The organism is Pseudomonas sp. 273 (assembly GCF_029201425.1).
In the GTDB taxonomy this organism is placed as follows: domain Bacteria; phylum Pseudomonadota; class Gammaproteobacteria; order Pseudomonadales; family Pseudomonadaceae; genus Pseudomonas; species Pseudomonas delhiensis.
Genome location: NZ_CP116775.1, coordinates 5,158,675 through 5,180,111, shown reverse-complemented (window position 1 = coordinate 5,180,111; position 21,437 = coordinate 5,158,675). Strand labels below are relative to the sequence as shown.

Below are 21,437 nucleotides of genomic sequence, written 5' to 3'. Positions count from 1 at the left end.
CGTCCCTGCCTACGGAGGCCGCCCCCGTGATTCCCTCCCTGCGCCTGCGCGCCAAGGTCCTGAGCCTGGCGCTGATTCCCATCCTGCTCCTCACCCTGGTGCTCTGCGCCGTGACCCTGGTGGCGCTGAAGCGGCTGTCCACGCAACAGGAGGAACAGATCCGCCAGAGCCTGATCGAGGACCGCCAGGTCCAGCTCAAGCAGTTCGTCGACGTCGCCCTGGCGGCGGTCGGCCCGCAGTACCAGGCCGCGGCCGAGGGCGACGCCGCGGCGCGCCAGGCCGGGGTGGCGCTGCTCAAGCGCCTCACCTACGGCAACGGTGGCTACTTCTGGGGTTATGACACCCGCTCGGTGCGCGTCTTCCAGGGCACCACCGAAGAACGTATCGGCGAAGACTTCAGCAGCTTCCGCGACCCCAATGGCGTCTATGCCATCCGCGAGCTGGTGCGCGCCGGCCAGGACGACAGCCACTACGTGCACTACAGCTTCACCCGCCCGGGCAACAGCGCCGTCGTGCCGAAGATCGGCTACGCCCAGTACCTGCCGAAGTGGAACCTGGTGTTCGGCACCTCGCTGAACCTGGACGACATCGAGGAGGACGTGCAGAAGGCCCGCGAACAGTTGCACGACCATATCAACGACCTGCTGCTGCTGATGATCGGCTCGGCGCTGGCGCTGCTGGTGGTCATCGGCCTGGTGGCGGTGCCCACCGGCAACGCCATCGTCCGCCCGCTGCTGCGGATCAAGGCCAACCTCGACGACATGGCCGCCGGCGATGGCAACCTGACTCACCGCCTGCCGGTGGAAAGCCGTGACGAACTGGGCGAACTGGCGCAGTCGTTCAACCGCTTCGTCGAGAAGATCCACAACCTGGTGCAGCAGGTGGCCGGCACCACCGGGCAACTGTCCGGCCTGGTCGGCAACGTCGCCCAGCAGGCGCAGCGCTCGGAGCAGGCGATGGCCGGCCAGCGCAGCGAGACCGACCAGGTGGCCACGGCGATCAACGAGATGACCGCCGCCGCCCAGGAAGTGGCGCGCAGCGCCCAGCGCGCTGCCGACGCCGCCCGCGACACCGACCGCGAGGGCCAGGCGGCCAAGCGCGAGGTGGACCTGTGCGTGGCGCAGATCAACGACCTGGCCGGCGAGGTGAGCAGCAGCAGCGAGGCCCTGGACACCCTCAGCCAGGACGTGCGCGGCATCGTCGGCGTGCTGGAAGTGATCCGCTCCATCGCCGAGCAGACCAACCTGCTGGCGCTCAACGCAGCCATCGAGGCGGCCCGCGCCGGCGAGGCCGGGCGCGGTTTCGCGGTGGTCGCCGACGAAGTGCGCGCACTGGCCAGCCGCACCCAGCAGAGCACCGGCGAGATCCAGCAGATGATCGACCGCCTGCAGGCCACCACCGCCGGCTCCGTGCAGGCCATGCAGCGCGCCAGCGAGATGGCCGGGCGCACCCGCAGCCAGGCCGACCAGGCCGGGCAGTCGCTGGACGCCATGGCCAACCTGATCGGCACCATCAACTCGATGAACGCGCAGATCGCCAGCGCCGCCGAGGAACAGACCGCGGTGGCCGAGGAGATCAACCGCAGCGTGCACCAGATCGCCGATGCCGTGGACCAGGTGGCCGAGGACTCCGTGCAGGGCGCGCGCACCGCCGGCGAGCTGAGCGGCCTGGGCGAGCGGCTGCGCCAACTGGTCGGCCAGTTCCGCATCTGACCCCCGCCTGAAAAGCCGCCGCCATGCATTGGGCATGGCGGCGCCGGCCGCTGGTCTGCGACAATCCCCGCATTTGTCCCATTCCGGAGCGGCCGCCTGCCAGGCGCGCGGCCGCATTCCGCCGAAACGCCAGCGCAGCCGATGACCGACGTAACGCCCAGCCCCGACCAGCTCCTGCAACGCCTCGACCAGGCGTTGATCCGCGACCGCCACCGCCTGCGCCGGCAGTTCCACGAACTGCGCAAGCACCCCGACGAAGGCAAACTGGCGCAGTGGGTCGAGCGCTTCCAGGCCTCCTGCGCCAAGGTCGAGGCGCGCCGCGCCAGCGTCCCGGCGATCCGCTACGACGACAGCCTGCCCATCGCCGCCAAGCGCGACGAGATCAAGGCCGCGCTGCAGAAGAGCCAGGTGGTGGTGATCGCCGGCGAGACCGGCTCGGGCAAGACCACCCAGCTGCCGAAGATCTGCCTGGAGCTGGGCCGCGGCAGCCACGGCCTGATCGGCCACACCCAGCCGCGCCGCCTGGCCGCGCGCAGCGTCGCCACACGGGTGGCCGAGGAGATCGGCACGCCGCTGGGTTCGCTGGTGGGCTACCAGGTGCGTTTCGAGGACCAGAGCGACGACAGCACCCTGGTCAAGCTGATGACCGACGGCATCCTGCTGGCCGAGACCCAGCACGACCGCTACCTGGAGCGCTACGACACCATCATCGTCGACGAGGCCCACGAGCGCAGCCTGAACATCGACTTCCTGCTCGGCTTCCTCAAGACCCTGCTGCCGCGCCGGCCCGACCTCAAGCTGATCATCACCTCGGCGACCATCGACCTGGAGCGCTTCTCCAGGCATTTCGGCGATGCGCCCATCGTCGAGGTCTCCGGGCGTACCTACCCGGTGGACACCTGGTACCGGCCGCTGGCCGCCGAAGTGGACGAAGACGGCGAAGCGCTGTTCGACGACCTCTCGGTGGACGAAGGCATCCTCCGCGCGCTGGACGAGATCGCCGCCCACGAGCGCGAGATCGGCAAGCGCCCCGGCGACGTGCTGGTGTTCCTTCCCGGCGAGCGTGAGATTCGCGATGCCGCCGACATGCTGCGCAAGGCCAACCTGCGCCATACCGAGGTGCTGCCGCTGTACGCGCGGCTGACCCCGGCGGAGCAGCAGAAGATCTTCGCGCCCATGCCGGGGCGCAAGATCGTGCTCGCCACCAACGTCGCCGAGACCTCGCTGACGGTGCCGGGCATCCGCTACGTGATCGACAGCGGCACCGCGCGCATCAGCCGCTACAGCTACCGCGCCAAGGTCCAGCGGCTGCCCATCGAGGCGGTGTCCCAGGCCAGCGCCAACCAGCGCAAGGGCCGCTGCGGGCGGGTCGAGCCGGGCATCTGCGTGCGCCTGTACAGCGAGGAAGACTTCAACGGCCGGCCGGCCTTCACCGACCCGGAAATCCTGCGCACCAACCTGGCGGCGGTGATCCTGCAGATGCTCCACCTGCGCCTGGGCGACATCGAGGCCTTCCCCTTCATCGAGCCGCCGGACGGCAAGGCGATCAAGGACGGCTTCACCCTGCTGCAGGAGCTCTCGGCGGTGAACCGCGAGGGCCAGCTGACGCCGCTGGGCCGCCAACTGGCGCGCCTGCCGGTGGACCCGCGGCTGGGCCGCATGCTGCTGGAAGCGGCCAACCAGGGCAGCCTCAACGAAGTGCTCACCGTGGCCAGCGCGCTCTCCGTGCAGGACCCGCGCGAGCGCCCGATCGAACGCCAGCAGGCCGCCGACCAGGCCCACGCGCAGTGGAAGGACCCGGATTCGGACTTCGCCGCGCTGATCAACCTCTGGCGCGGCTTCGAGGAACAGCGCCAGGCCCTGGGCTCCAATGCCCTGCGCAGCTGGTGCCGGAAGAACTTCCTGAACTATTTGCGTCTTCGCGAGTGGAGAGACGCGCACCGCCAGCTCACCCTGATCTGCCGCGAACTCAAACTCCCCTTCGGCAAGGGCGATGCTCCCCGTAGGAGCGAGCTTGCTCGCGAACAACCCAACGCTCCGAAACCCCAGGCGGCCAAAGACGCGAAGAGCGTTCGCGAGCAAGCTCGCTCCTACAAGGAAGGGGAGCAGCCCAAGCGCGACATCGACTATGGCGCGGTGCACAAGGCCATCCTCTCCGGCCTGCTCAGCCAGATCGGCCAGAAGTCCAAGGACGGCGACTACCTGGGCGCGCGCCAGCGGCGCTTCTGGATCCACCCCTCCAGCGTCATCGGGCGCAAGAAGCCGCAGTGGATCATGGCCGCCGAACTGGTCGAGACCACCAAGCTGTTCGCGCGCATGGTGGCGAAGATCGAGCCGGACTGGCTGGAACCCCTGGCCGGCCACCTGGTGAAGAAGAACCACCTGGAACCGCACTGGGAGAAGAAGCGCGGCCAGGTGGTGGCCTACGAGCAGGTGACCCTCTACGGGCTGATCATCGTCGGCCGCCGTGCCGTGCACTACGGCCCCATCGACCCGCCGGTGGCGCGCGAGCTGTTCATCCGCGAGGCGCTGGTGCGCGGCGAAATCAACAGCCGCGCCAAGTGCCTCTCGGCCAACCGCCAACTGCTGGAAAAGCTCGACGAGCTGGAAGCCAAGGCGCGCCGCCGCGACATCCTCGCCGACGAAGAAACCCTGTTCGCCTACTACGGCGCACGCCTGCCGGCGGACATCTACCAGACCGCCAGCTTCGAGAAATGGTACGAGCGCGAGCACAAGCAGCAGCCCGACCTGCTGATCATGCGCGAGGAAGACGTGCTCGCCCGCGACGCCAGCGAAGTCACCGCCGGCCTCTACCCGGACCGCCTGCGCCTGGGTGAGCTGCAGTTGCCGCTGACCTACCACTTCGAGCCGGGCCACCCGCGCGACGGCGTGACCCTGCGGGTGCCGGCGCCGCTGCTGCCGCAGCTGCCCGCCGAGCGCCTGGAATGGCTGGTGCCGGGCCTGCTGGAGGCCAAGTGCGTGGCGCTGGTGCGCAACCTGCCCAAGGCCATCCGCAAGAACTTCGTGCCGGTGCCGGACTTCGTCCGCGCGGCGCTGGGCAAGATGGTCTTCGCCGAAGGCGCGCTGCCCGAGGCCCTCGGTCGCGAGCTGCAACGCATGACCGGCGGCCGCGTGGCCGAGGAAGCCTGGGCCGAAGCCGAGACCCAGGTGGAAAGCCACCTGCGGATGAACATCGAGGTGGTGGACGCCCGCGGCAAGTTCCTCGGCGAAGGCCGCGACCTCGCCGAACTCACCGCGCGCTTCGCCGAAGCCAGCCAGGCCGCCCTGGCCATCCCGCAGTCCGACAAGCCGCAGAAACCGGTGGAAGCCAAGGGCTTCGCCGAGGTGGCCGAGAAGGCCCAGCAGAAGGTCGCCGGGCTGTCGATGACGGTCTACCCGGCGCTGGTGGAGGAGGGCGGCACGGTCAAGGAAAACCGCTTCCCGACCCAGGCCGAGGCCGAGTACCAGCACCGCCGCGCCCTGCAGCGCCTGCTGTTGCAGCAGCTCGCCGAGCCGGCCAAGTTCCTCCGCGGCAAGCTGCCGGGGCAGACCGAGATGGGCCTGCTGTACCGCGAGCTGGGCCGCGTCGAGGCTCTGGTGGAAGACATCCTCCTGGCCAGCCTGGACAGCTGCATCCTCGAAGGCGAGGCGAACCTGCCCCGCGACGGCGCGGCCCTGGCCTCGCTGGCGGAGAAAAAGCGCGGCGCCTGGACCGAGCACGCCGAGCGCATCGCCCGCCTGGTGCTGGAAATCCTCAAGCTGTGGCACGGCCTGCAGAAGCGCTTCAAGGGCAAGGTCGACCTGGCCATGACGGTGCCGCTCAACGACGTGAAGGGGCAACTGGCCAACCTGGTCTACCCCGGCTTCGTCCGCGACACCCCGCTGGAATGGCTGAAGGAATACCCGCGCTACCTGAAGGCGGTGGAACAGCGCCTGGACAAGGTCGCCGGCCAGGTCCAGCGCGACCGCGTGTGGAGCGGCGAGATGGCCGGCTACTGGGACCAGTACAAGGCCCGCCAGGCCAAGCACGCCCAGGAAGGCAAGCGCGACCCGCAGCTGACCCTGTACCGCTGGATGCTGGAGGAATACCGCGTGTCGCTGTTCGCCCAGCAACTGGGGACCAAGGTGCCGGTGTCGGACAAGCGCCTGTCCAAGCAATGGAGCCAGGTGGAGGCCTGACGCGGTTTTTCGTAGGAGCGAGGGGGACGCCTAGTTCTTGCTCGCGAACGATGGTGTCAGGTTCGGCTCCGGAGCGGTGTCGAAGTCCGTCCCCTCTCCCCAGCCCTCTCCCTGAAGGGAGAGGGGGCTTGTCCGTGCCGAGAAAGGATTTGGTGTTAGCCGGAGGCTCGGTACAAGCCGGCTAACGCCGAAACACCCGAGTACGCCGAACGGTCCCCTCTCCCTTCAGGGAGAGGGTTAGGGAGAGGGCGTTCTTGAGGATGCGCACCGACCCGCCCGGCTGCCATCGTTCACGAGCAAGCTCGCTCCTACAGGCCCAACCCCAACCTCAACCCCGCTCCGGAATCCCCAACCCCCGCTGCACGGCCGGCCGCGCCAGGAAGGCTTCCAGCACCCGCTGCACATTGCCGAAACGCTCGAACTGCACCAGGTCGCCGGCCTCGTAGAAGCCCACCAGGTTGCGCACCCAGGGGAAGATGGCGATGTCGGCGATGCCGTACTCCTGGCCCATCACCCAGTCGCGCCCTTCCAGGCGCTGGTCCAGCACCGCGAGCAGCCGCCGGGACTCCTCCACGTAGCGATTCAGCGGCCGCTTGTCCTCGATCTCGCGGCCGGCGAACTTGTTGAAGAAGCCGAGCTGGCCGAACATCGGGCCGATGCCGCCCATCTGGAACATCAGCCACTGGATCGCCTCGTAGCGCCGGGCCGGGTCCTGGGGCAGCAGCTGGCCGGTCTTGTCGGCCAGGTAGATGAGGATGGCGCCGGACTCGAACAGCGCCAGCGGCTGGCCGCCGGGGCCGTCGGGGTCGAGGATGGCGGGGATCTTGTTGTTCGGGTTCAGCGAGAGGAATTCCGGGCTGAACTGGTCGTTGCGCTCGAAGCTGACCAGGTGCGGCTCGTAGGCCAGGCCGGTTTCCTCCAGCATGATCGACACTTTCACGCCGTTGGGCGTGGGCAGCGAGTACAGCTGCAGGACGTCGGGGCGGGTGGCGGGCCATTTGCGGGTGATCGGGAAGTCGGCGAGCGAAGGCATGGGAACTCCGGTCTGAAAGTCGAACGCCCAGCATACGCCGCCGAACCTGCTGGGGGAGGTGCCAGCGGCGCCGCGAGCCGGTATGGTGCTGCCTCCGATCCACCGCTCAAGGACAGCGCCATGAGCCTGCAAGGCACCTACGACCCGCAGAACATCTTCGCCCAGATCATTCGCGGCGACGCCCCCTGCTACAAGCTGTACGAGGACGACGACGTGCTCGCCTTCCTCGACCTCTTCCCGCAGTCCCACGGCCATGCGCTGGTGGTGCCCAAGCGCAGCGCCGCGCGCAACATCCTCGAGGTCGACCCCGACGCGCTGTGCAAGGTGATGGGCGTGGTGCAGCGCCTGACCCGCGCGATCGTCGACGAGCTGAACCCCGACGGCGTGCAGGTGGCCCAGTTCAACGGCGCGCCGGCCGGGCAGACGGTGTTCCACATCCACGTGCACATAGTGCCGCGCTATGCCGGCCAGGGCCTGGGCATCCACGCCGCGCAGAAGGCCGACCCCGCCGAGCTGGAGCAGCTGCAGGCGCGCCTGGTGCGACGTATCGACGGGTAAAGCGGGGAAGGGCGGGGGCGTGGCCCCGCCCGGGCGTCAACGCTGGGCCGGGAGGATGTCGAAGCCTTTGTTGGCGTCGCTGAGGATGCGGAACTGCGCGGTCTCGCCGGCGGCGAGGTCCACCAGCAGTTCGCGGCGCAGCAGGCCCTTGCTGCACAGGCCCTCGCCCTGTTCGTCGGCGCCGATGCCGACGATGTGCTGGCCGGGCGGCAGCTGGAAGCTGGCGGTCTCGCCCACGGCGATACGCGCGGCCAACTGGCGGTCGATCTTGAAGGCGACCATGCAGCCGCCACCGAGGAAGCCCAGGTCGCGCTCGACCTCGACCTTGGCGCCGCCCTGGGCGCTCTGCTGGAAGCCCAGCAGGCGGTCGGCGGGCACCGTGCCGGTTTGCTTGGCCTGGTAGGACGAGCAGCCGGCCAGGGCCAGCAGGGACAGCGAAGCGATCAGTACGCGCATGGGCGCCCTCCGTGGTTGGGGTTCCTCGAAGGCTAGCGCAGCGGCGATGAAGCTGCCGTGAATTCGCCGTGGGGTGGTGGGCGCCTCCGTTGCACCGTCCGGCGGGCGACGACCGGCGGTGATGCCGGGCGGGCGGACTGGCTAGACTCCACCCACGCGGATGGGCGGTCGTTTCGTCCAGCGCTCCGCCATGCCGGGCGGGGCCAGGGAAAGGTAGCCATGCACGACAAGGCAAAAGCCAATGCGCCGGGGGAGCCGGCAGCCAGCACCAGCGGACTGGACCTGGCCGACCAGCGCCTGCTGATGCGCCTGATCTTCCTCTGCACCGGGCTGACCCTGGGCGTCTTTTCGGTGCTCCAGTGCCTCAACGGCAACTACCTGCTGGCGGGCCTGGAGGTGCTGGTCTGCCTGCTGCTGCTCTGGGCCACCTGGCGCCTGGTGCGGGTGCGCGACCTGACGCCGTGGATCTACGCCTACCTGCTGCCCACCTTCTGCTTCCTGGTCTACATCATCATCATGCCGCAGGCCTCGGCCACGGCCTTCGTCTGGCTCTACCTGATGCCGGTGATGGCCTACCTGCTGCTGGGGGCGTGGCGCGGCTTCCTGCTCTCGGTGCCCTTCGTCGGCGTGGCCGCGCTGCTCTACCTGCGCCAGCACCCGATGCGCCTGGACGCCCCGGGGATGATCGACCTGGGCAACGCCATCCTCTGCGGCCTGCTGATCATGGCCTTCGTGCACATCTACGAAACCCGCCGCGCCCAGGCCCAGCAACTGCTGCGGCGCCTGGCGATGAGCGACGCGCTGACCGGCGTGGCCAGCCGCGAGGCCTTCCAGCGCGCGGTGCTGCGTTGCCTGGAGGAGGCCCGCGGCAACGACCAGCGCTGGGTGCTGGTGCTGCTGGACGTGGACCACTTCAAGGACGTCAACGACCGCTGGGGCCACGACGCCGGCGACAAGGCCCTGCAGTACCTCTGCGCCCGGCTGCGCCTGCACCTGCGCGCCGGCGACATGATCGGCCGCCTGGGTGGCGAGGAGTTCGCCCTGCTGCTGCGCAACACCGTTGGCTTCGACGCCACGCCGCTGGTGGAGCGCCTGCGCACGGACCTGGCGGCCAACCCGCTGCTGTACCGCGGCCATGTCATCCCGCTGTCGGCCACCTTCGGCCTGGCCGAGTGGCCGCAGGACGGCGACGACGCCGAGGCCCTGTACCGCTGCTGCGACCACCGCCTCTACCGCGGCAAGGCCCTGGGGCGCAACCGCCTGGTCTGCAGCGACGGCTAGGCCGGCACCGGGCGCGGCGCCCAGGCCCGCTTCAGGCGCCGGCCCAGGCGCAGCTCCACCCATTCGTAGCTCAGCCAGGCCAGCAGCAGGATCGCCGGCAGGCACAGCGCCAGCGTCTGGTACGGACCCAGGCCCAGGCGCTGGTGCAGCCAGTAGCTGCCCAGCCACAGCACTATCACGTGGACCAGGTACACCGAATAGCTCCAGTCGCCCAGCGCCTTGAGCGGGCGGCAGCCGGCGAACCACGGCTCCAGCGCCACGCAGGCGGCCACCAGCACCGCGCTGGGCAGGCCCCAGGTGAGCGGGCGCCAGGGATGCTCGGCGGGGAAGTGCAGCAGCACCAGCACCGCGCCCAGCGCCAGCGGCAGCGCCACCGAGGCGCGCAGGCGCAGCAGGCCGCGGCGGTGGAGTTCGGCCAGCAGCAGGCCGAAGAGGAGTTCGCAGACGATGGGGTCGCGGTAGAAGTTGCTCAGCCACGGCGCCTTCGCCAGCACGCCGCTGACCAGGGCCAGCAGCGCGCCCACCAGCCAGGGGCGCCAGCGTTCGCCCACGGCGAAGGAGAGGGCGAACAGCAGGTAGAAGAGCATCTCGAAGTTCAGCGTCCAGCCCACCGGCAGTATCGGGTAGAAGCCGAAGCCGCCGGGGTTCTGGCTGGGCAGGAAGAGTAGCGACAGCAGCAGCTGCGGCAGGGCCACGCCGTAGACCGGCATCAGGTTGCCGAAGGCGTAGAGGATCAGCGCGGTGATGGCGGTGTACAGCCAGTAGGCCGGGGCGATGCGCGCGACCCGCTGGGCCAGGAAGGTCAGGCCCGGCACCTGGCGCCCGGCGCAGGACAACTGGATGACGAAGCCGCTGAGGACGAAGAAGATGTCCACCCCGACCTGGCCGCGGGTGGACAGCAGCCGCCCGCCGAGGCTGTCGGCGCGAAAATCGAAGAACACCTGCATGAAATGATGGAACACCACCAGCCAGGCGGCCAGGGCCCGCAGCGCCTGAAGGGAAACCAGCATCGCTACCTCTGTGCTTGCCAATGAAAAGGGGCGCCGGCGGGCGCCCCTTTCCTCGACAGCGGTTTTCCTGCCGGGGTTCAGCGCACCTGCCCGATGGCATGCGGGCACTCGCCCCAAGGGCATTTGCGCAAGAGCGCAGGGTGGTTCCGCCAACTCGCCTGGATCGTCTGTCTATAGCGGCTTTCGGGAATTTCAATCACCGGCCGGTACAAGGTCTGTATGCTGGAAAACTGCGCCGCGGTAGCGGCATTTGCCGACGATTTGCCGCATAATCGGCGGTTATTCGAGCGCCGCGCAGCGCCGTCGCCGTTGGGCGGTGGAAGATGCCAGCGCGCCACCTTCGATGGCACACTGCCTGGTCATCAGGCCGTGCCCTCAGGCCCATGCGGGCCGAACCCCTTTTTGCAGTGCCGGCCCGCGGGCGGGCACATCGATGCCTAACCATGCTGCCGGGGCCGGCAGCCAGATTGAGAAGAGGATTGACCGTGCATAAAGTCGTGATCAGCGGAACCGGTCTCTATACCCCGCCGTTCAGCATCTCCAACGATGAACTGGTGGAGTCCTTCAATACCTACGTCCGCCAGTACAACGACCAGCACGCCGAAGCCATCGCCAAGGGCGAACTGGAAGCGCTGAGCGAATCCAGCTCGGCCTTCATCGAGAAGGCCTCCGGCATCAAGAGCCGCTTCGTGGTCGACAAGGAAGGCATCCTCGATCCGCAGCGCATGGTCCCGCGCATCCCCGAGCGCAGCAACGACGACTGGGGCATCCTCTGCGAGATGGCCGTGCATGCCGCCAGGGAGGCGCTGCACCGCGCCGGCCGCACCGCGCAGGACATCGACGGGGTCATCGTCGCCTGCTCCAACCTGCAGCGCGCCTACCCGGCGGTGGCCATCGAGGTCCAGGCCGCCCTCGGCATCCAGGGCTTCGGCTTCGACATGAACGTGGCCTGCTCCTCGGCCACATTCGGCCTGCAGGCCGCGGCCAACGCCGTGCAACTGGGCCAGGCCCGCGCCATCCTGATGGTCAACCCGGAAATCTGCACCGGCCACCTGAACTTCCGTGACCGCGACAGCCACTTCATCTTCGGCGACGCCGCCACCGCCGTGGTCGTCGAGCGCGCCGACCAGGCCGCCGGCAAGCAGCAGTTCGACATCGTCAGCAGCAAGCTGCTGACGCAGTTCTCCAACAACATCCGCAACAACTTCGGCTTCCTCAACCGCGCTGCGGAAGAGGGCATCGGCCAGCGCGACAAGCTGTTCGTCCAGGAAGGCCGCAAGGTGTTCAAGGACGTCTGCCCGATGGTCGCCGAGCTGATCGGCGAGCACCTGGCGCAGAACGACATCCCGGTCACCGAGGTCAAGCGCTTCTGGCTGCACCAGGCCAACCTCAACATGAACCTGCTGATCACCCGCAAGCTGCTCGGCCGCGACGCCGAGGCCCACGAGGCGCCGGTGATCCTCGACACCTACGCCAACACCAGCTCGGCCGGCTCGGTGATCGCCCTGCACAAGTACCACGAGGACCTGCCCGCCGGTTCCATCGGCGTGCTCAGCTCCTTCGGCGCCGGCTACTCCATCGGCAGCGTGATCCTGCGCAAGCGCTGACCGGGTGGGCGAAGCCGACGGCGAACTGCTGGCGCGCCTGCGCGCCGGCGAGGACGCGGCCTTCCGCGAGATGGTCGCGGCCTACCAGGGCGCCATGCGCGCCGTGGCCCGCGCCATCGTCGGCCCCTCGCTGGCCGACGAGGTGGTGCAGGACGCCTGGCTCGCGGTGGTGCGCCACCTGGACGGCTTCCAGGGGCGTTCCAGCCTCAAGACCTGGCTGCTGACCGTCACCGCCAACACCGCCAAGAGCAGGCTGCGCCAGGTGCGCCGGGAAGTGTCGCTGGACGACCTGCCGGCGCCCCACGGCAGCGTCGACGACAGCCGCTTCGCCGCCGACGGCCACTGGAGCGCCGCGCCCCAGGCCTGGCATTCGGACTCGCCCGAGGCCCTGCTGGCCGAGGACGAACTGCGCGAGTGCCTGGAAAAGACCCTGCTCAGCCTGTCGGACATGCAGCGCAGCGTGCTCCTGCTGCGCGAGCGCCAGGGGCTGGAATTGCAGGAAATCTGTAATCTGCTGGCGCTTTCCCTCTCCAATGTCCGGGTGCTGCTGCACCGCGGGCGGCTGAAGCTGTTCGCCACCCTGGAGCATTTCGAGGAGACCGGCCAATGCTGACCTGCAAGGAACTGGTGGCCCTCTCCAGCGACCTGCTGGACAGCCAGCTCGGCCTGCGCGAGAAACTGGCGGTGCGCCGCCACCTGCTGCTGTGTCGCCACTGCCGGCGCTTCATCCGCCAGATGCGCCTGACCCAGGCGACCCTGCGCCGCCTGCCGGAAGACCGCGAAGCCGGCCTGGACCTGCTGGCCGCGCGGCTGGCCGAGCTGCGCCGGGATCACTCGCGGCGCTGACGCTTTCCATCAATCTGTAGGAGCGGGCCCTGCCCGCGATTCGGCGGATAACGCCGTAGGCGTTATGCGCCCTACGCCAGGCCCGCCCATGACGTAGGGCGAATAACCGTTCGCGGTTATCCGCCGTTGGCCGTGCCGCCAGGGTACCCGGCGTGGCCGGTGAGTCCAATCGCGGATGGAATCCTGCGCGGCGCAGGAGAAACACCGTCGTAGGATGGGTTGAGCGAAGCGATACCCATCGCCACGGCTGCCGGAGCCCGCGGCGGAATGTCATTCCCGTAGGAGCGGACTTCGTCCGCGATAGCCCTGCATCGCGCATTGATCGCGGATGAACCCGCTGCTACGAAAGCGCGTCGACTCCGGACCGGGCCTGGCTCGCATGCCACGCCTCCAGCCCGCCGGACAGCGCCCGGGCGCGCGGGTAGCCGAGCTTGCGCAGGCGCTCGGCGAGCATGGCCGCGGAGAGTTCGTTGGGGCAGGCGCAATAGATGACCACGTCGGCCCGGCCCAGGCTGTCGGCCAGCCCGTCCAGTGGGCTGTCCAGGGCCATCGGGATGGCTCCGGGGATGCCGTCCTCGCCGGCCTCGGCGCGCACGTCGAGGATCAGTGGGGTATCGCCCTGGTCCAGGCGCTCGCGCAGCTCCTCCACGCTGATCCGGGGAACCCGCGCGGTGCGCCGCAGCAGGCTGTAGCGCTGCCACAGGCGCCAGGCGATGAACGCTGCGAAGGCCGCCAGGAGCAACAGCAGGCCGCGGCTGGCGTAGTCGTGCAGCCAGCCCAGCAGGCTGTCGACGGTGTCGCTGAAGACGGCGCCCAGCAGCAGCGCCGAGCCCACCCACAGCGCCGAGCCGGCGAAGTCGTAGCCGAGGAAGCGGCGCAGCGGCGTGCCGGTCATGCCGGCCAGGCTGGTGGACAGCGCGCCGGCGCCGGGCAGGAACTTGCTGATCAGCAGCGCGCGCGGGCCGATGCGCAGGTACAGGCTCTGGCTCTGGCGGATGCAGCTGTCGCGCGACAGCGACACCTTGCAGATGCTGCGCAGCAGGAAGCCGCCATAGCGGCGGCCGGCGAAGTACCAGGCGGTGTCGGCGATCAGGCAGGCCAGGGTGGCCACTGCCAGCGCCTCGCCGAGGGATGCCCCGTGCCCCTGCAGCGCCAGGGCGCCGGCGACGATCAGCGCCGGGTAGGCCGGAATCGGCAGGCCCAGCTGTTCCAGCAGCACATTGAGGAAGAGCAGGGCGGGGCCGTAGCGCTCGATCAGCGGTTGCAGTTCTTGCATGGGATGGACGCGGTGGTGGAGAGGGAGGCGACAGCATACTGCCGCCCGTCCGGTGCGTCAGTCATTGCTGACAGTCGCTACTGTCAGCCGATGACCGCGTAGTCGAGTTTTTCGGAAAAGTTCAGCTGTAACAAAAAGTTTATATCTATGCCGCCGATCTGAAATAACCCCCGGCCAAGATTCCCCGCAACACAGAAGAGCCGCCAAACGGCTGCGCGAGACCATGGGGGCCGCGCCCTGCATGCCAGGCGCTCAGCGTGTTCAACGCTTAAAACACCATAAGGGGAATCCTGATGATCCGTAAGAACTACGCCGGTTTTGCCATGGGCGGGCTGGCGCAGGCCGTGCTCGGCGCCAGCATTGTCGTACCCGCAGTCGCTCATGCCGACTTCATTTCGGACAGCAAGGCCAACGTTGAACTGCGCAACTTCTACTTCAACCGGGATTTCCGCAGTTCCACCCCCGCCCAGCAGAGCAAGGCCGAAGAGTGGGGCCAGGGCTTCATCCTGAAGTTCGAATCGGGCTACACCGACGGCACCATCGGCGTGGGCGTCGACGGCATCGCCGCCCTGGGCCTGAAGCTGGACTCCAGCCCGGACCGCACCGGCACCGGCCTGCTGCCCAAGACCGCCGATGGCGACGCTCCGGACGATTTCAGCAAGGGTGGCGCCACCCTCAAGCTGCGCTACGAGAAGAACACCCTGAAGATGGGCACCCTGACGCCCAAGCTGCCGGTCGTGGTCACCAACGACAGCCGCCTGCTGCCGCAGCTCTTCGTGGGCAGCGCGATCAACTCCACCCAGCTCGACGGCCTGAACTTCGACGCCGGCCGCCTGAACCAGACCAACCGCCGCGACTCCTCCGACTACGAGGAAATGACCGTCACCACCGGCGGCAAGAAGAACATCTCCGTGCGCAGCGGCACCACCACCAACGAGTTCGACTACGCCGGCGCCACCTACAACTGGACCAAGAACTTCAGCACCGGCTACCACTACGGCCAGCTGGACGACTTCTACAAGCAGCACTACCTGACCGTCGGCTGGACCCTGCCGATCGCCGAAGGCCAGTCGCTGAAGTCCGACATCCGCTGGGCCAAGTCCACCGACGACGGCGGCAGCAACGTCGACAACAAGGCGTTCAACGCCATGGTCACCTACAACCTGGGCTACCACGCCTTCGGCGTCGGCTACCAGAAGATGAGCGGCGATACCGGCTTCGCCTACATCAACGGCACCGACCCCTACCTGGTGAACTACATCCAGGTGCTGGACTTCGCCAACAAGGACGAGAAGTCCTGGCAGGCCCGCTACGACTACAACTTCGCCGGCCTCGGCATCCCCGGCCTGACCTTCATGACCCGCTACGTGAAGGGCGACAACGTCGACCTGCTCAACGCCAGCGGCGACGATGGCAAGGAATGGGAGCGCGACACCGACATCGCCTACGTCGTCCAGGAAGGCGCGCTCAAGGGCTTCGGCATCAAGTGGCGCAACGCGACCACCCGCAGCGACTTCGCCAGCAACAGCGCCTCCTCCAACTCCGTGGACGAGAACCGCCTGATCCTCAGCTACACCATGCCGCTGTGGTAACAGCGCGCTGAAGCAAGACGTCACTCCTATGGTTTGGGCCCCGCCACCTGGCGGGGCTTTTTTTCGCCAGCGGCACACTGGCGCGAAGGTCAACGGCGGATAACGCCGTAGGCGTTATACGCCCTACGGCCGTGCGTCCCCGGAACCGTAGGAGCGGACTTCGTCCGCGATGCTCTTCAACTCCACGCGTCGATCACCGCTTGAACGAAAGCGTCAATCCAGGCTGAGCGCTGCCGTCATTGAGGCGCGGCGGGGCTGGCACCTAACCTGCCGGCACCTCCAACGACCAGGATTCGCCGCCATGCAGCGCATACACTTCGAGATCGAGCACAACCTGTTCCGCGATGCCTTCGCCGCCTTTCTCGCCAAGGAGGTGGTGCCGCACCAGGAGGCCTGGGAAGAGGCCGGGGTGGTCGACCGCAGCGTCTGGCTGAAGGCCGGCGAGCAGGGCTTCCTGCTGCCCTGGGCCGACGAGGAGTACGGCGGCGCCGGGCTGAAGGACTTCCGCTACGAGCAGATCATGTGCGAGGAGCTGGCGCGGATAAACGAGCCGGGCTTCATGATCCCGCTGCACTCGGCGCTGTGCGGGCCCTACATCGCCGAGTACGGCAATGCCGAGCAGAAGGCGCGCTTCCTGCCCGGGATCATCCGCGGCGAAACCATCCTCGCCGTGGCCATGACCGAGCCCTCCGCCGGCTCCGACCTGGCCGGCATGCGCACCACCGCGGTGGACAAGGGCGACCACTACGTCCTCAACGGCTCCAAGGTGTTCATCTCTAACGGCCTGCTGGCCGACCTGGTGATAGTCGCGGCCAAGACCGACCCCAACAACAAGCACGCCATGGGCCTGTTCCTGGTGGAGCGCGGCATGCCCGGCTTCGAGCGCGGGCGCAACCTGAAGAAGCTGGGCATGAAGAGCCAGGACACCGCCGAGCTGTTCTTCAACGACGTCAAGGTGCCCAAGGAGAACCTGCTGGGCGACGCCAAGGGCGGCTTCTACTACCTGATGAACATGCTCGCCCAGGAGCGCCTGACCAATGCCTGCGGCGCGGTGGCCGGGGCCGAGGCGGCGCTGCAGGCGACCATCGACTACGTGAAGGAGCGCAAGGCCTTCGACCGCCCCATCGCGCACTTCCAGAACACCCGCTTCAAGCTCGCCGAGATGCGCACCCAGGTGGACGTGGCCCAGGTGTTCACCGACCGTTGCGTGATGGACCACAACCAGAAGAAGCTCAGCCCCGAGGTGGCCGCCGAGGCCAAGCTGTTCACCACCGAACTGCTCGGCAAGGTGGTCGACGAGGGCGTGCAACTGCACGGCGGCTGGGGTTACATGTGGGAGTACCCGATCTGCCGGATGTACGCCAACGCGCGCATCCAGCGCATCTTCGCCGGCACCTCGGAGATCATGAAGGAAATCATCAGCCGCGGCATGAAGCTCTGAGGCCCGGCTGCAGAACCACGACACAGGAGTGCCCATGAACGGCCCGCTCGCCTCGCTGAAAGTCCTCGACTTCTCCACCCTGCTGCCGGGGCCCTTCGCCTCGCTGCTGCTGGCCGACATGGGCGCGCAGGTGCTGCGCGTGGAATCGCCCACGCGCATGGACCTGGTGCGCGTGCTGCCGCCCCACGACGAAGGTGTCTCGGCCAGCCACGCCTACCTCAACCGCAACAAGCGCAGCATCGCCCTGGACCTGAAGCGGCCCGAGGCGGTGGAGGTGGTGAAGCAGCTGGTGCGCGAGTACGACATCGTCCTGGAACAGTTCCGCCCCGGCGTGATGGACAAGCTGGGCGTCGGCTACGAGGCGCTCAAGGCCATCAACCCGAAGCTGATCTACGTCTCCATCACCGGCTACGGCCAGACCGGGCCCTACCGCGACCGCGCCGGGCACGACATCAACTACCTGGCCCTGGCCGGCGTGGCCAGCTACACCGGCCGCCGCGATACCGGCCCGCTGCCCCTGGGCGTGCAACTGGCGGACCTGGCCGGCGGCTCGCTGCACGGGGTGATGGGCCTGCTGGCCGCGGTGATCCACCGCCAGCAGACCGGCGAGGGCCAGCAGGTGGACGTCAGCATGACCGACTGCGCCTTCAGCCTGAACGGCATGGCCGGCGCCGGCTACCTGGCCTGCGGCGTGGAGCCGGGCATGGAGACCCAGGCGCTGAACGGCGGCAGTTTCTACGACTACTACCGCACCCGCGACGGCCGCTGGTTCTCGGTGGGCAGCCTGGAGCCGCAGTTCATGCAGCAGTTCTGCGCCGCCATCGGCCGCCCGGAACTGGCCGCCCGCGGCCTGTCGCCCAAGGCTGAGGAGCAGCAGGTGCTCAAGCGCGAGATCGCCATCGAGTTCGAGAAGCGCGACTTCGCCGACTGGTGCGAACGTTTCGCCGCCGTGGACGCCTGCGTGGAACCCATGCTGCCGCTGTCCGAGGCGGTGGAGCACCCGCAGATCCAGGCCCGCGGCCTGGTCACCGAGGTGCCCCGCGGCGATGGCCGCAGCCAGCGGCAGATGGCCTGCCCGATCCGCTTCTCCGCCGGCTTGCCGGCGCCCAGGCACATAGGCGCGGCCGCGGGTGCGCACAGCGCCGAGGTGCTGGCCGAACTGGGCTACAGCGACGAGCAGGTGGCGGCGCTGAAGGCGGCCAAGGTGATTGCCTGAAGGGGCTTACTCGCGCACCACTTCGCCGGTGAACACCAGGGTGGTGCGGCAGCGCCGGCAGTAGTAGCGGCGGCCCTGGGCCACCAGGTTGTGGCGCTGGGCGGAGAAGGGGAAGTCGGGGTTCTCGTCGCAGCGGCAGCGGTAGATGTAGCGCGTGGCGCGGCGCCGCTTGACCTCGTAGGTGTGGCAGCGGTCCGGCGGCAGGCCGTAGACGCCGCGCATGATCAGCTGCCATTCCTCGCCATGGGGGCGGATGCGCGGGCCGAACATCTGGTGGGCGATCAGGTGGGCGACCTCGTGGGCCACGGTCTGCTTGAGGAAGTGCTCGCGGTTCTCGCGGTAGAGCTGGGGGTTGAAGCGCAGCAGGTTCTCGTCCAGGTGCGCCACCCCGGCCTTCTGCCCGCGCAGGCGGAAGCTCACTTCCGGGCGCGGGAAGCGGCGCTGGAAGAAGCCTTCTGCCATCTGGTAGCAGGCTTCGACACGGGCGTTGAGCTGTTCGGGCATACAGTATTTTCTCCGGCGGCTGCCGATTATGCCGGAGCCGGCGGCGTTGTGCAGGCCGCTCGTCCGCCGTGCAGGTTCGGGCAAGCCGGGTGGAGTTTCAGGCAAGGCTGGCAGGTTGCTCTGCGTAGGAGCGAGCTTGCTCGCGAACGGAGTTTGCCGGCGGCGTAGGTGCCAGGTTCAAGAGCGCCCTCTCCCCAGCCCTCTCCCTGAAGGGAGAGAGGGCTTGTCCGTGCCGAGAGAAGTGATGGTTTCAGCCGGAACCTGCCGGGCTGACCGGCTGACGCCATAACACCAGATTCTGCCCAACGGTCCCCTCTCCCTTTAGGGAGAGGGTTAGGGAGAGGGGGCGGACTTCGACAGCACTCTGTGGCCAAGCCAGAAACCAAACCCCAAAAAACGAAAACCGGGCCCCAGGGCCCGGTCTGCATTCGCCAGCCAAACCTCAGGTGTATTCCGGCCCCACGCCGCTGCCCCAGAGGATCACCGACAGCGCGATCATCGCCACCAGCACCACCAGGCCCACCGCCAGCACCGAGCTGGAGAACAGGAAGCCTTCGTCCTTGGGAATGTTCATGAAGGTCGGGATGCCGACGTAGAGCAGGTAGACCGTGTAGCAGACCGCCGCGGTGCCTATGACCATGCCCAGCCACAGGTGCGGGTAGAGCGCGGCCACGCCGCCGATGAACAGCGGGGTCGCCGTGTAGGCGGCGAACACTATGCACTGGGTCATGCTCGGGGTGGCGTCGTAGGTACGCGCCATCCAGTGGATGAAGGCGCCCATGACGGCGACGCCGGCGAGCATCGCCAGGTAGGTGAGCACGGTGAGCTGGATCGCGCTCGCCGGTGTCAACTTGACCGGTCCCGCGCTGCCCAGCACCCAACCCACCTGGGTGGTGCCAATGTAGGCGCAGATGACCGGGATGGCAGCCAATATCAGCACATGGGTCAGGTACATGTGGCTGATGCTTTCTTCTTCGCCGCGGATTTCCTGCCATTCCTGATCGGGATGGGTGAAGAGCCCCCACACATGATGGATCATCTCGGCAACCTCCTCGTTATTATGCAGGCCGCCTCCCAGCGCCGCGCCGGGGACGCGTGGACAGCGCCTTCCGGTGCCCGTCAGACTCGTGCGACCTTGTGTCGCAGTATAGGAAAGGCCCCAGGGCCGCGTCCTGCCTGGGGTTAGAGCAAATCGGAGTTTCATGGGCGGCTGTAATAGCGCTCGAGAATTTCCATCGCCTTGTTGATCGACTGCAGGCGCGTGGTGCTGCCGCCGCGGTCCGGGTGGTGCTGGCTGACCAACTGGCGGTAGCGCAGCTTGATCAGCGCGTAGTCCACGGGGCCGTCCTCCAGCTCGAACAGCGCTAGCGCGGCGGCCTTCTCGCCATCGCCCTGCATGCGCGTCCAGAAGCTCTCCAGCAGCTTCTCCACGTCGCGCTCGGTGGTGTCGCGCAGGTTGCTCTCGTCCAGGTAGTAGGCGCGCAGCGGGTCGCTTTCCACCAGGCCGGGCGCGCCGCTCTGCCAGGGCAGCAGGCGGATCTGCAGCGGGCCGATCTGCAGGAAGCCGGCTTCTTCGGCGCAAAGCTCATCGCGCAGGCGGTAGAGGGCGTTGAACACCAGGAAGTGGGTGCGGAACAGCACCAGCTTGTCCAGCAGCGGCAGGTGCGGGACATGGGTGGAATGCCGCGCCTTCAGTTGTTGGATCAACTGGTATTCGGAGAGGCCTTCGGGGGCCTCGCGCAGCAGTTCGAGCAACTGCCCGGCGAGGTCGAGGCGGGCGTCGAGGTCGCAAGTCATGGGCATGAGCCTAGCATCAGGCTACCGATGAAGGCGGGGTGCGCGTAAAATAACCAGCTTTTCGTCTTCCCCCCGGATTCCACAGCACCATGGCCAGTACCCTTTCGGTCAACCAGAACAAACTGCAGAAACGCCTGCGCCGCCAGGTCGGCGAGGCCATCGCCGACTTCAACATGATCGAGGACGGCGACAAGGTCATGGTCTGCCTGTCCGGCGGCAAGGACAGCTACACCCTGCTCGACGTCCTGCTGTACCTGCAGAAGGTCGCGCCGATCAAGTTCGAGATCGTCGCGGTGAACATGGACCAGAAGCAGCCCGGCTTCCCCGAGCACGTGCTGCCGGCCTACCTGGAATCCATCGGCGTGCAGTACCACATCATCGAGAAGGACACCTACTCGGTGGTGAAGGAGAAGATCCCGGAGGGCAAGACCACTTGCTCGCTGTGCTCGCGCCTGCGCCGCGGCACCCTCTATACCTACGCCGACGAGATAGGCGCGACCAAGATGGCGCTGGGACACCACCGCGACGACATCCTCGAGACCTTCTTCCTCAACATGTTCTACGGCGGCACCCTCAAGGCCATGCCGCCCAAGCTGCTGTCCGATGACGGCCGCAACGTGGTGATCCGCCCGCTGGCCTACTGCAACGAGAAGGACATCGAGGCCTACTCGCAGCTCAAGGCATTCCCGATCATCCCCTGCAACCTCTGCGGCTCGCAGGAGAACCTGCAGCGCCAGGTGGTCAAGGAGATGCTGCTGGAGTGGGAGCGCAAGACCCCCGGTCGCACCGAAATCATGTTCCGCGCCCTGCAGAACGTGGTGCCCTCGCAGCTGGCCGACCGCAACCTGTTCGACTTCGCCAGCCTGCGTATCGACGACACCGCCACGCCGCGCTTCGTCGACGTGATGAACCTGTAATAAAGGAAGGGC

General features: G+C 67.9%; 18 protein-coding genes. 11 read left to right on the top strand and 7 right to left on the bottom strand.

All coding sequences use genetic code 11. The features are described 5' to 3' along the window. Positions 1-26 precede the first annotated feature (26 nt). Both PKO50_RS23565 and hrpA read left to right on the top strand, forming a co-directional pair. A complete protein-coding gene (locus PKO50_RS23565; RefSeq protein ID WP_275627373.1) occupies positions 27-1,712 on the top strand; it encodes a methyl-accepting chemotaxis protein in 1,686 nt (561 codons plus the stop codon). Between the two features lie 141 nt (positions 1,713-1,853). Continuing rightward, positions 1,854-5,891, top strand: a complete 4,038-nt coding sequence (gene hrpA, locus PKO50_RS23560; protein ID WP_275627372.1) for an ATP-dependent RNA helicase HrpA — start codon at positions 1,854-1,856, stop codon at positions 5,889-5,891. Between the two features lie 328 nt (positions 5,892-6,219). On the opposite strand, the gene PKO50_RS23555 is transcribed toward hrpA, so the two are convergent. Beyond that, positions 6,220-6,924: a glutathione S-transferase N-terminal domain-containing protein gene (locus PKO50_RS23555; RefSeq protein WP_275627371.1), complete on the bottom strand. Its 705-nt coding sequence runs from the start codon at positions 6,922-6,924 to the stop codon at positions 6,220-6,222. A 120-nt stretch (positions 6,925-7,044) separates the two neighbouring features. On the opposite strand from PKO50_RS23555, the gene PKO50_RS23550 reads away from it, so the two are divergent. Beyond that, positions 7,045-7,482 (top strand): HIT family protein, encoded by a 438-nt coding sequence (locus PKO50_RS23550; protein WP_089391891.1) that lies wholly within the window; start codon positions 7,045-7,047, stop codon positions 7,480-7,482. 36 nt (positions 7,483-7,518) lie between these two features. On the opposite strand, the gene PKO50_RS23545 is transcribed toward PKO50_RS23550, so the two are convergent. Continuing rightward, positions 7,519-7,938: a 3-isopropylmalate dehydratase gene (locus PKO50_RS23545; protein WP_109936290.1), complete on the bottom strand. Its 420-nt coding sequence runs from the start codon at positions 7,936-7,938 to the stop codon at positions 7,519-7,521. Positions 7,939-8,157: 219 nt separating this feature from the next. Between PKO50_RS23545 and PKO50_RS23540 the strand changes: the two genes are divergently transcribed. After that, a complete protein-coding gene (locus PKO50_RS23540) occupies positions 8,158-9,219 on the top strand; it encodes a GGDEF domain-containing protein (RefSeq protein ID WP_109936291.1) in 1,062 nt (353 codons plus the stop codon). On the opposite strand, the gene PKO50_RS23535 is transcribed toward PKO50_RS23540, so the two are convergent. Next, positions 9,216-10,229: an acyltransferase gene (locus PKO50_RS23535; protein ID WP_275627370.1), complete on the bottom strand. Its 1,014-nt coding sequence runs from the start codon at positions 10,227-10,229 to the stop codon at positions 9,216-9,218. The genes PKO50_RS23540 and PKO50_RS23535 overlap by 4 nt on opposite strands. Positions 10,230-10,714: 485 nt before the next feature. On the opposite strand from PKO50_RS23535, the gene PKO50_RS23530 reads away from it, so the two are divergent. From PKO50_RS23530 to PKO50_RS23520, 3 genes are all read left to right on the top strand, one after another. Then, a complete protein-coding gene (locus PKO50_RS23530) occupies positions 10,715-11,836 on the top strand; it encodes a beta-ketoacyl-ACP synthase III (RefSeq protein WP_109937314.1) in 1,122 nt (373 codons plus the stop codon). Positions 11,837-11,906: 70 nt separating this feature from the next. Beyond that, the gene (locus PKO50_RS23525; RefSeq protein ID WP_256596013.1) at positions 11,907-12,449 is read left to right on the top strand and encodes a sigma-70 family RNA polymerase sigma factor; all 543 of its coding nucleotides are present in this window, start codon (positions 11,907-11,909) and stop codon (positions 12,447-12,449) included. Further along, positions 12,443-12,682: a zf-HC2 domain-containing protein gene (locus tag PKO50_RS23520; protein ID WP_109936294.1), complete on the top strand. Its 240-nt coding sequence runs from the start codon at positions 12,443-12,445 to the stop codon at positions 12,680-12,682. The genes PKO50_RS23525 and PKO50_RS23520 overlap by 7 nt, the downstream gene beginning before the upstream one ends. 340 nt (positions 12,683-13,022) lie before the next feature. On the opposite strand, the gene PKO50_RS23515 is transcribed toward PKO50_RS23520, so the two are convergent. After that, positions 13,023-13,958 carry a DedA family protein/thiosulfate sulfurtransferase GlpE gene (locus PKO50_RS23515; RefSeq protein WP_275627369.1) on the bottom strand — a complete coding sequence of 312 codons (936 nt, stop codon included), beginning with the start codon at positions 13,956-13,958 and terminating at the stop codon, positions 13,023-13,025. Between the two features lie 293 nt (positions 13,959-14,251). Between PKO50_RS23515 and PKO50_RS23510 the strand changes: the two genes are divergently transcribed. The 3 genes from PKO50_RS23510 to PKO50_RS23500 all read left to right on the top strand — a co-directional run bounded on the left by PKO50_RS23510 (position 14,252) and on the right by PKO50_RS23500 (position 18,207). Next, positions 14,252-15,550 (top strand): OprD family porin, encoded by a 1,299-nt coding sequence (locus tag PKO50_RS23510; protein WP_275627368.1) that lies wholly within the window; start codon positions 14,252-14,254, stop codon positions 15,548-15,550. A 301-nt stretch (positions 15,551-15,851) separates the two neighbouring features. Next, a complete protein-coding gene (locus PKO50_RS23505; protein ID WP_109936297.1) occupies positions 15,852-16,991 on the top strand; it encodes an acyl-CoA dehydrogenase family protein in 1,140 nt (379 codons plus the stop codon). A 34-nt stretch (positions 16,992-17,025) separates the two neighbouring features. Next, complete coding sequence (locus tag PKO50_RS23500; protein WP_109936298.1) at positions 17,026-18,207, top strand: CaiB/BaiF CoA-transferase family protein; 1,182 nt, start codon at positions 17,026-17,028, stop codon at positions 18,205-18,207. 6 nt (positions 18,208-18,213) lie between these two features. Here PKO50_RS23500 and PKO50_RS23495 read toward each other — a convergent pair whose 3' ends face one another. The 3 genes from PKO50_RS23495 to PKO50_RS23485 all read right to left on the bottom strand — a co-directional run bounded on the left by PKO50_RS23495 (position 18,214) and on the right by PKO50_RS23485 (position 20,508). Further along, entirely contained in the window at positions 18,214-18,711 is a 498-nt protein-coding gene (locus PKO50_RS23495; RefSeq protein WP_089391881.1) for a SprT family zinc-dependent metalloprotease, read from the bottom strand. 442 nt (positions 18,712-19,153) lie between these two features. Next, positions 19,154-19,750 carry a Yip1 family protein gene (locus PKO50_RS23490; protein WP_109936299.1) on the bottom strand — a complete coding sequence of 199 codons (597 nt, stop codon included), beginning with the start codon at positions 19,748-19,750 and terminating at the stop codon, positions 19,154-19,156. A 161-nt stretch (positions 19,751-19,911) separates the two neighbouring features. Further along, complete coding sequence (locus PKO50_RS23485; protein ID WP_109937315.1) at positions 19,912-20,508, bottom strand: DNA-J related domain-containing protein; 597 nt, start codon at positions 20,506-20,508, stop codon at positions 19,912-19,914. A gap of 89 nt (positions 20,509-20,597) precedes the next feature. On the opposite strand from PKO50_RS23485, the gene ttcA reads away from it, so the two are divergent. Then, positions 20,598-21,425: a tRNA 2-thiocytidine(32) synthetase TtcA gene (gene ttcA / locus PKO50_RS23480; protein WP_109936300.1), complete on the top strand. Its 828-nt coding sequence runs from the start codon at positions 20,598-20,600 to the stop codon at positions 21,423-21,425. Positions 21,426-21,437 lie beyond the last annotated feature (12 nt).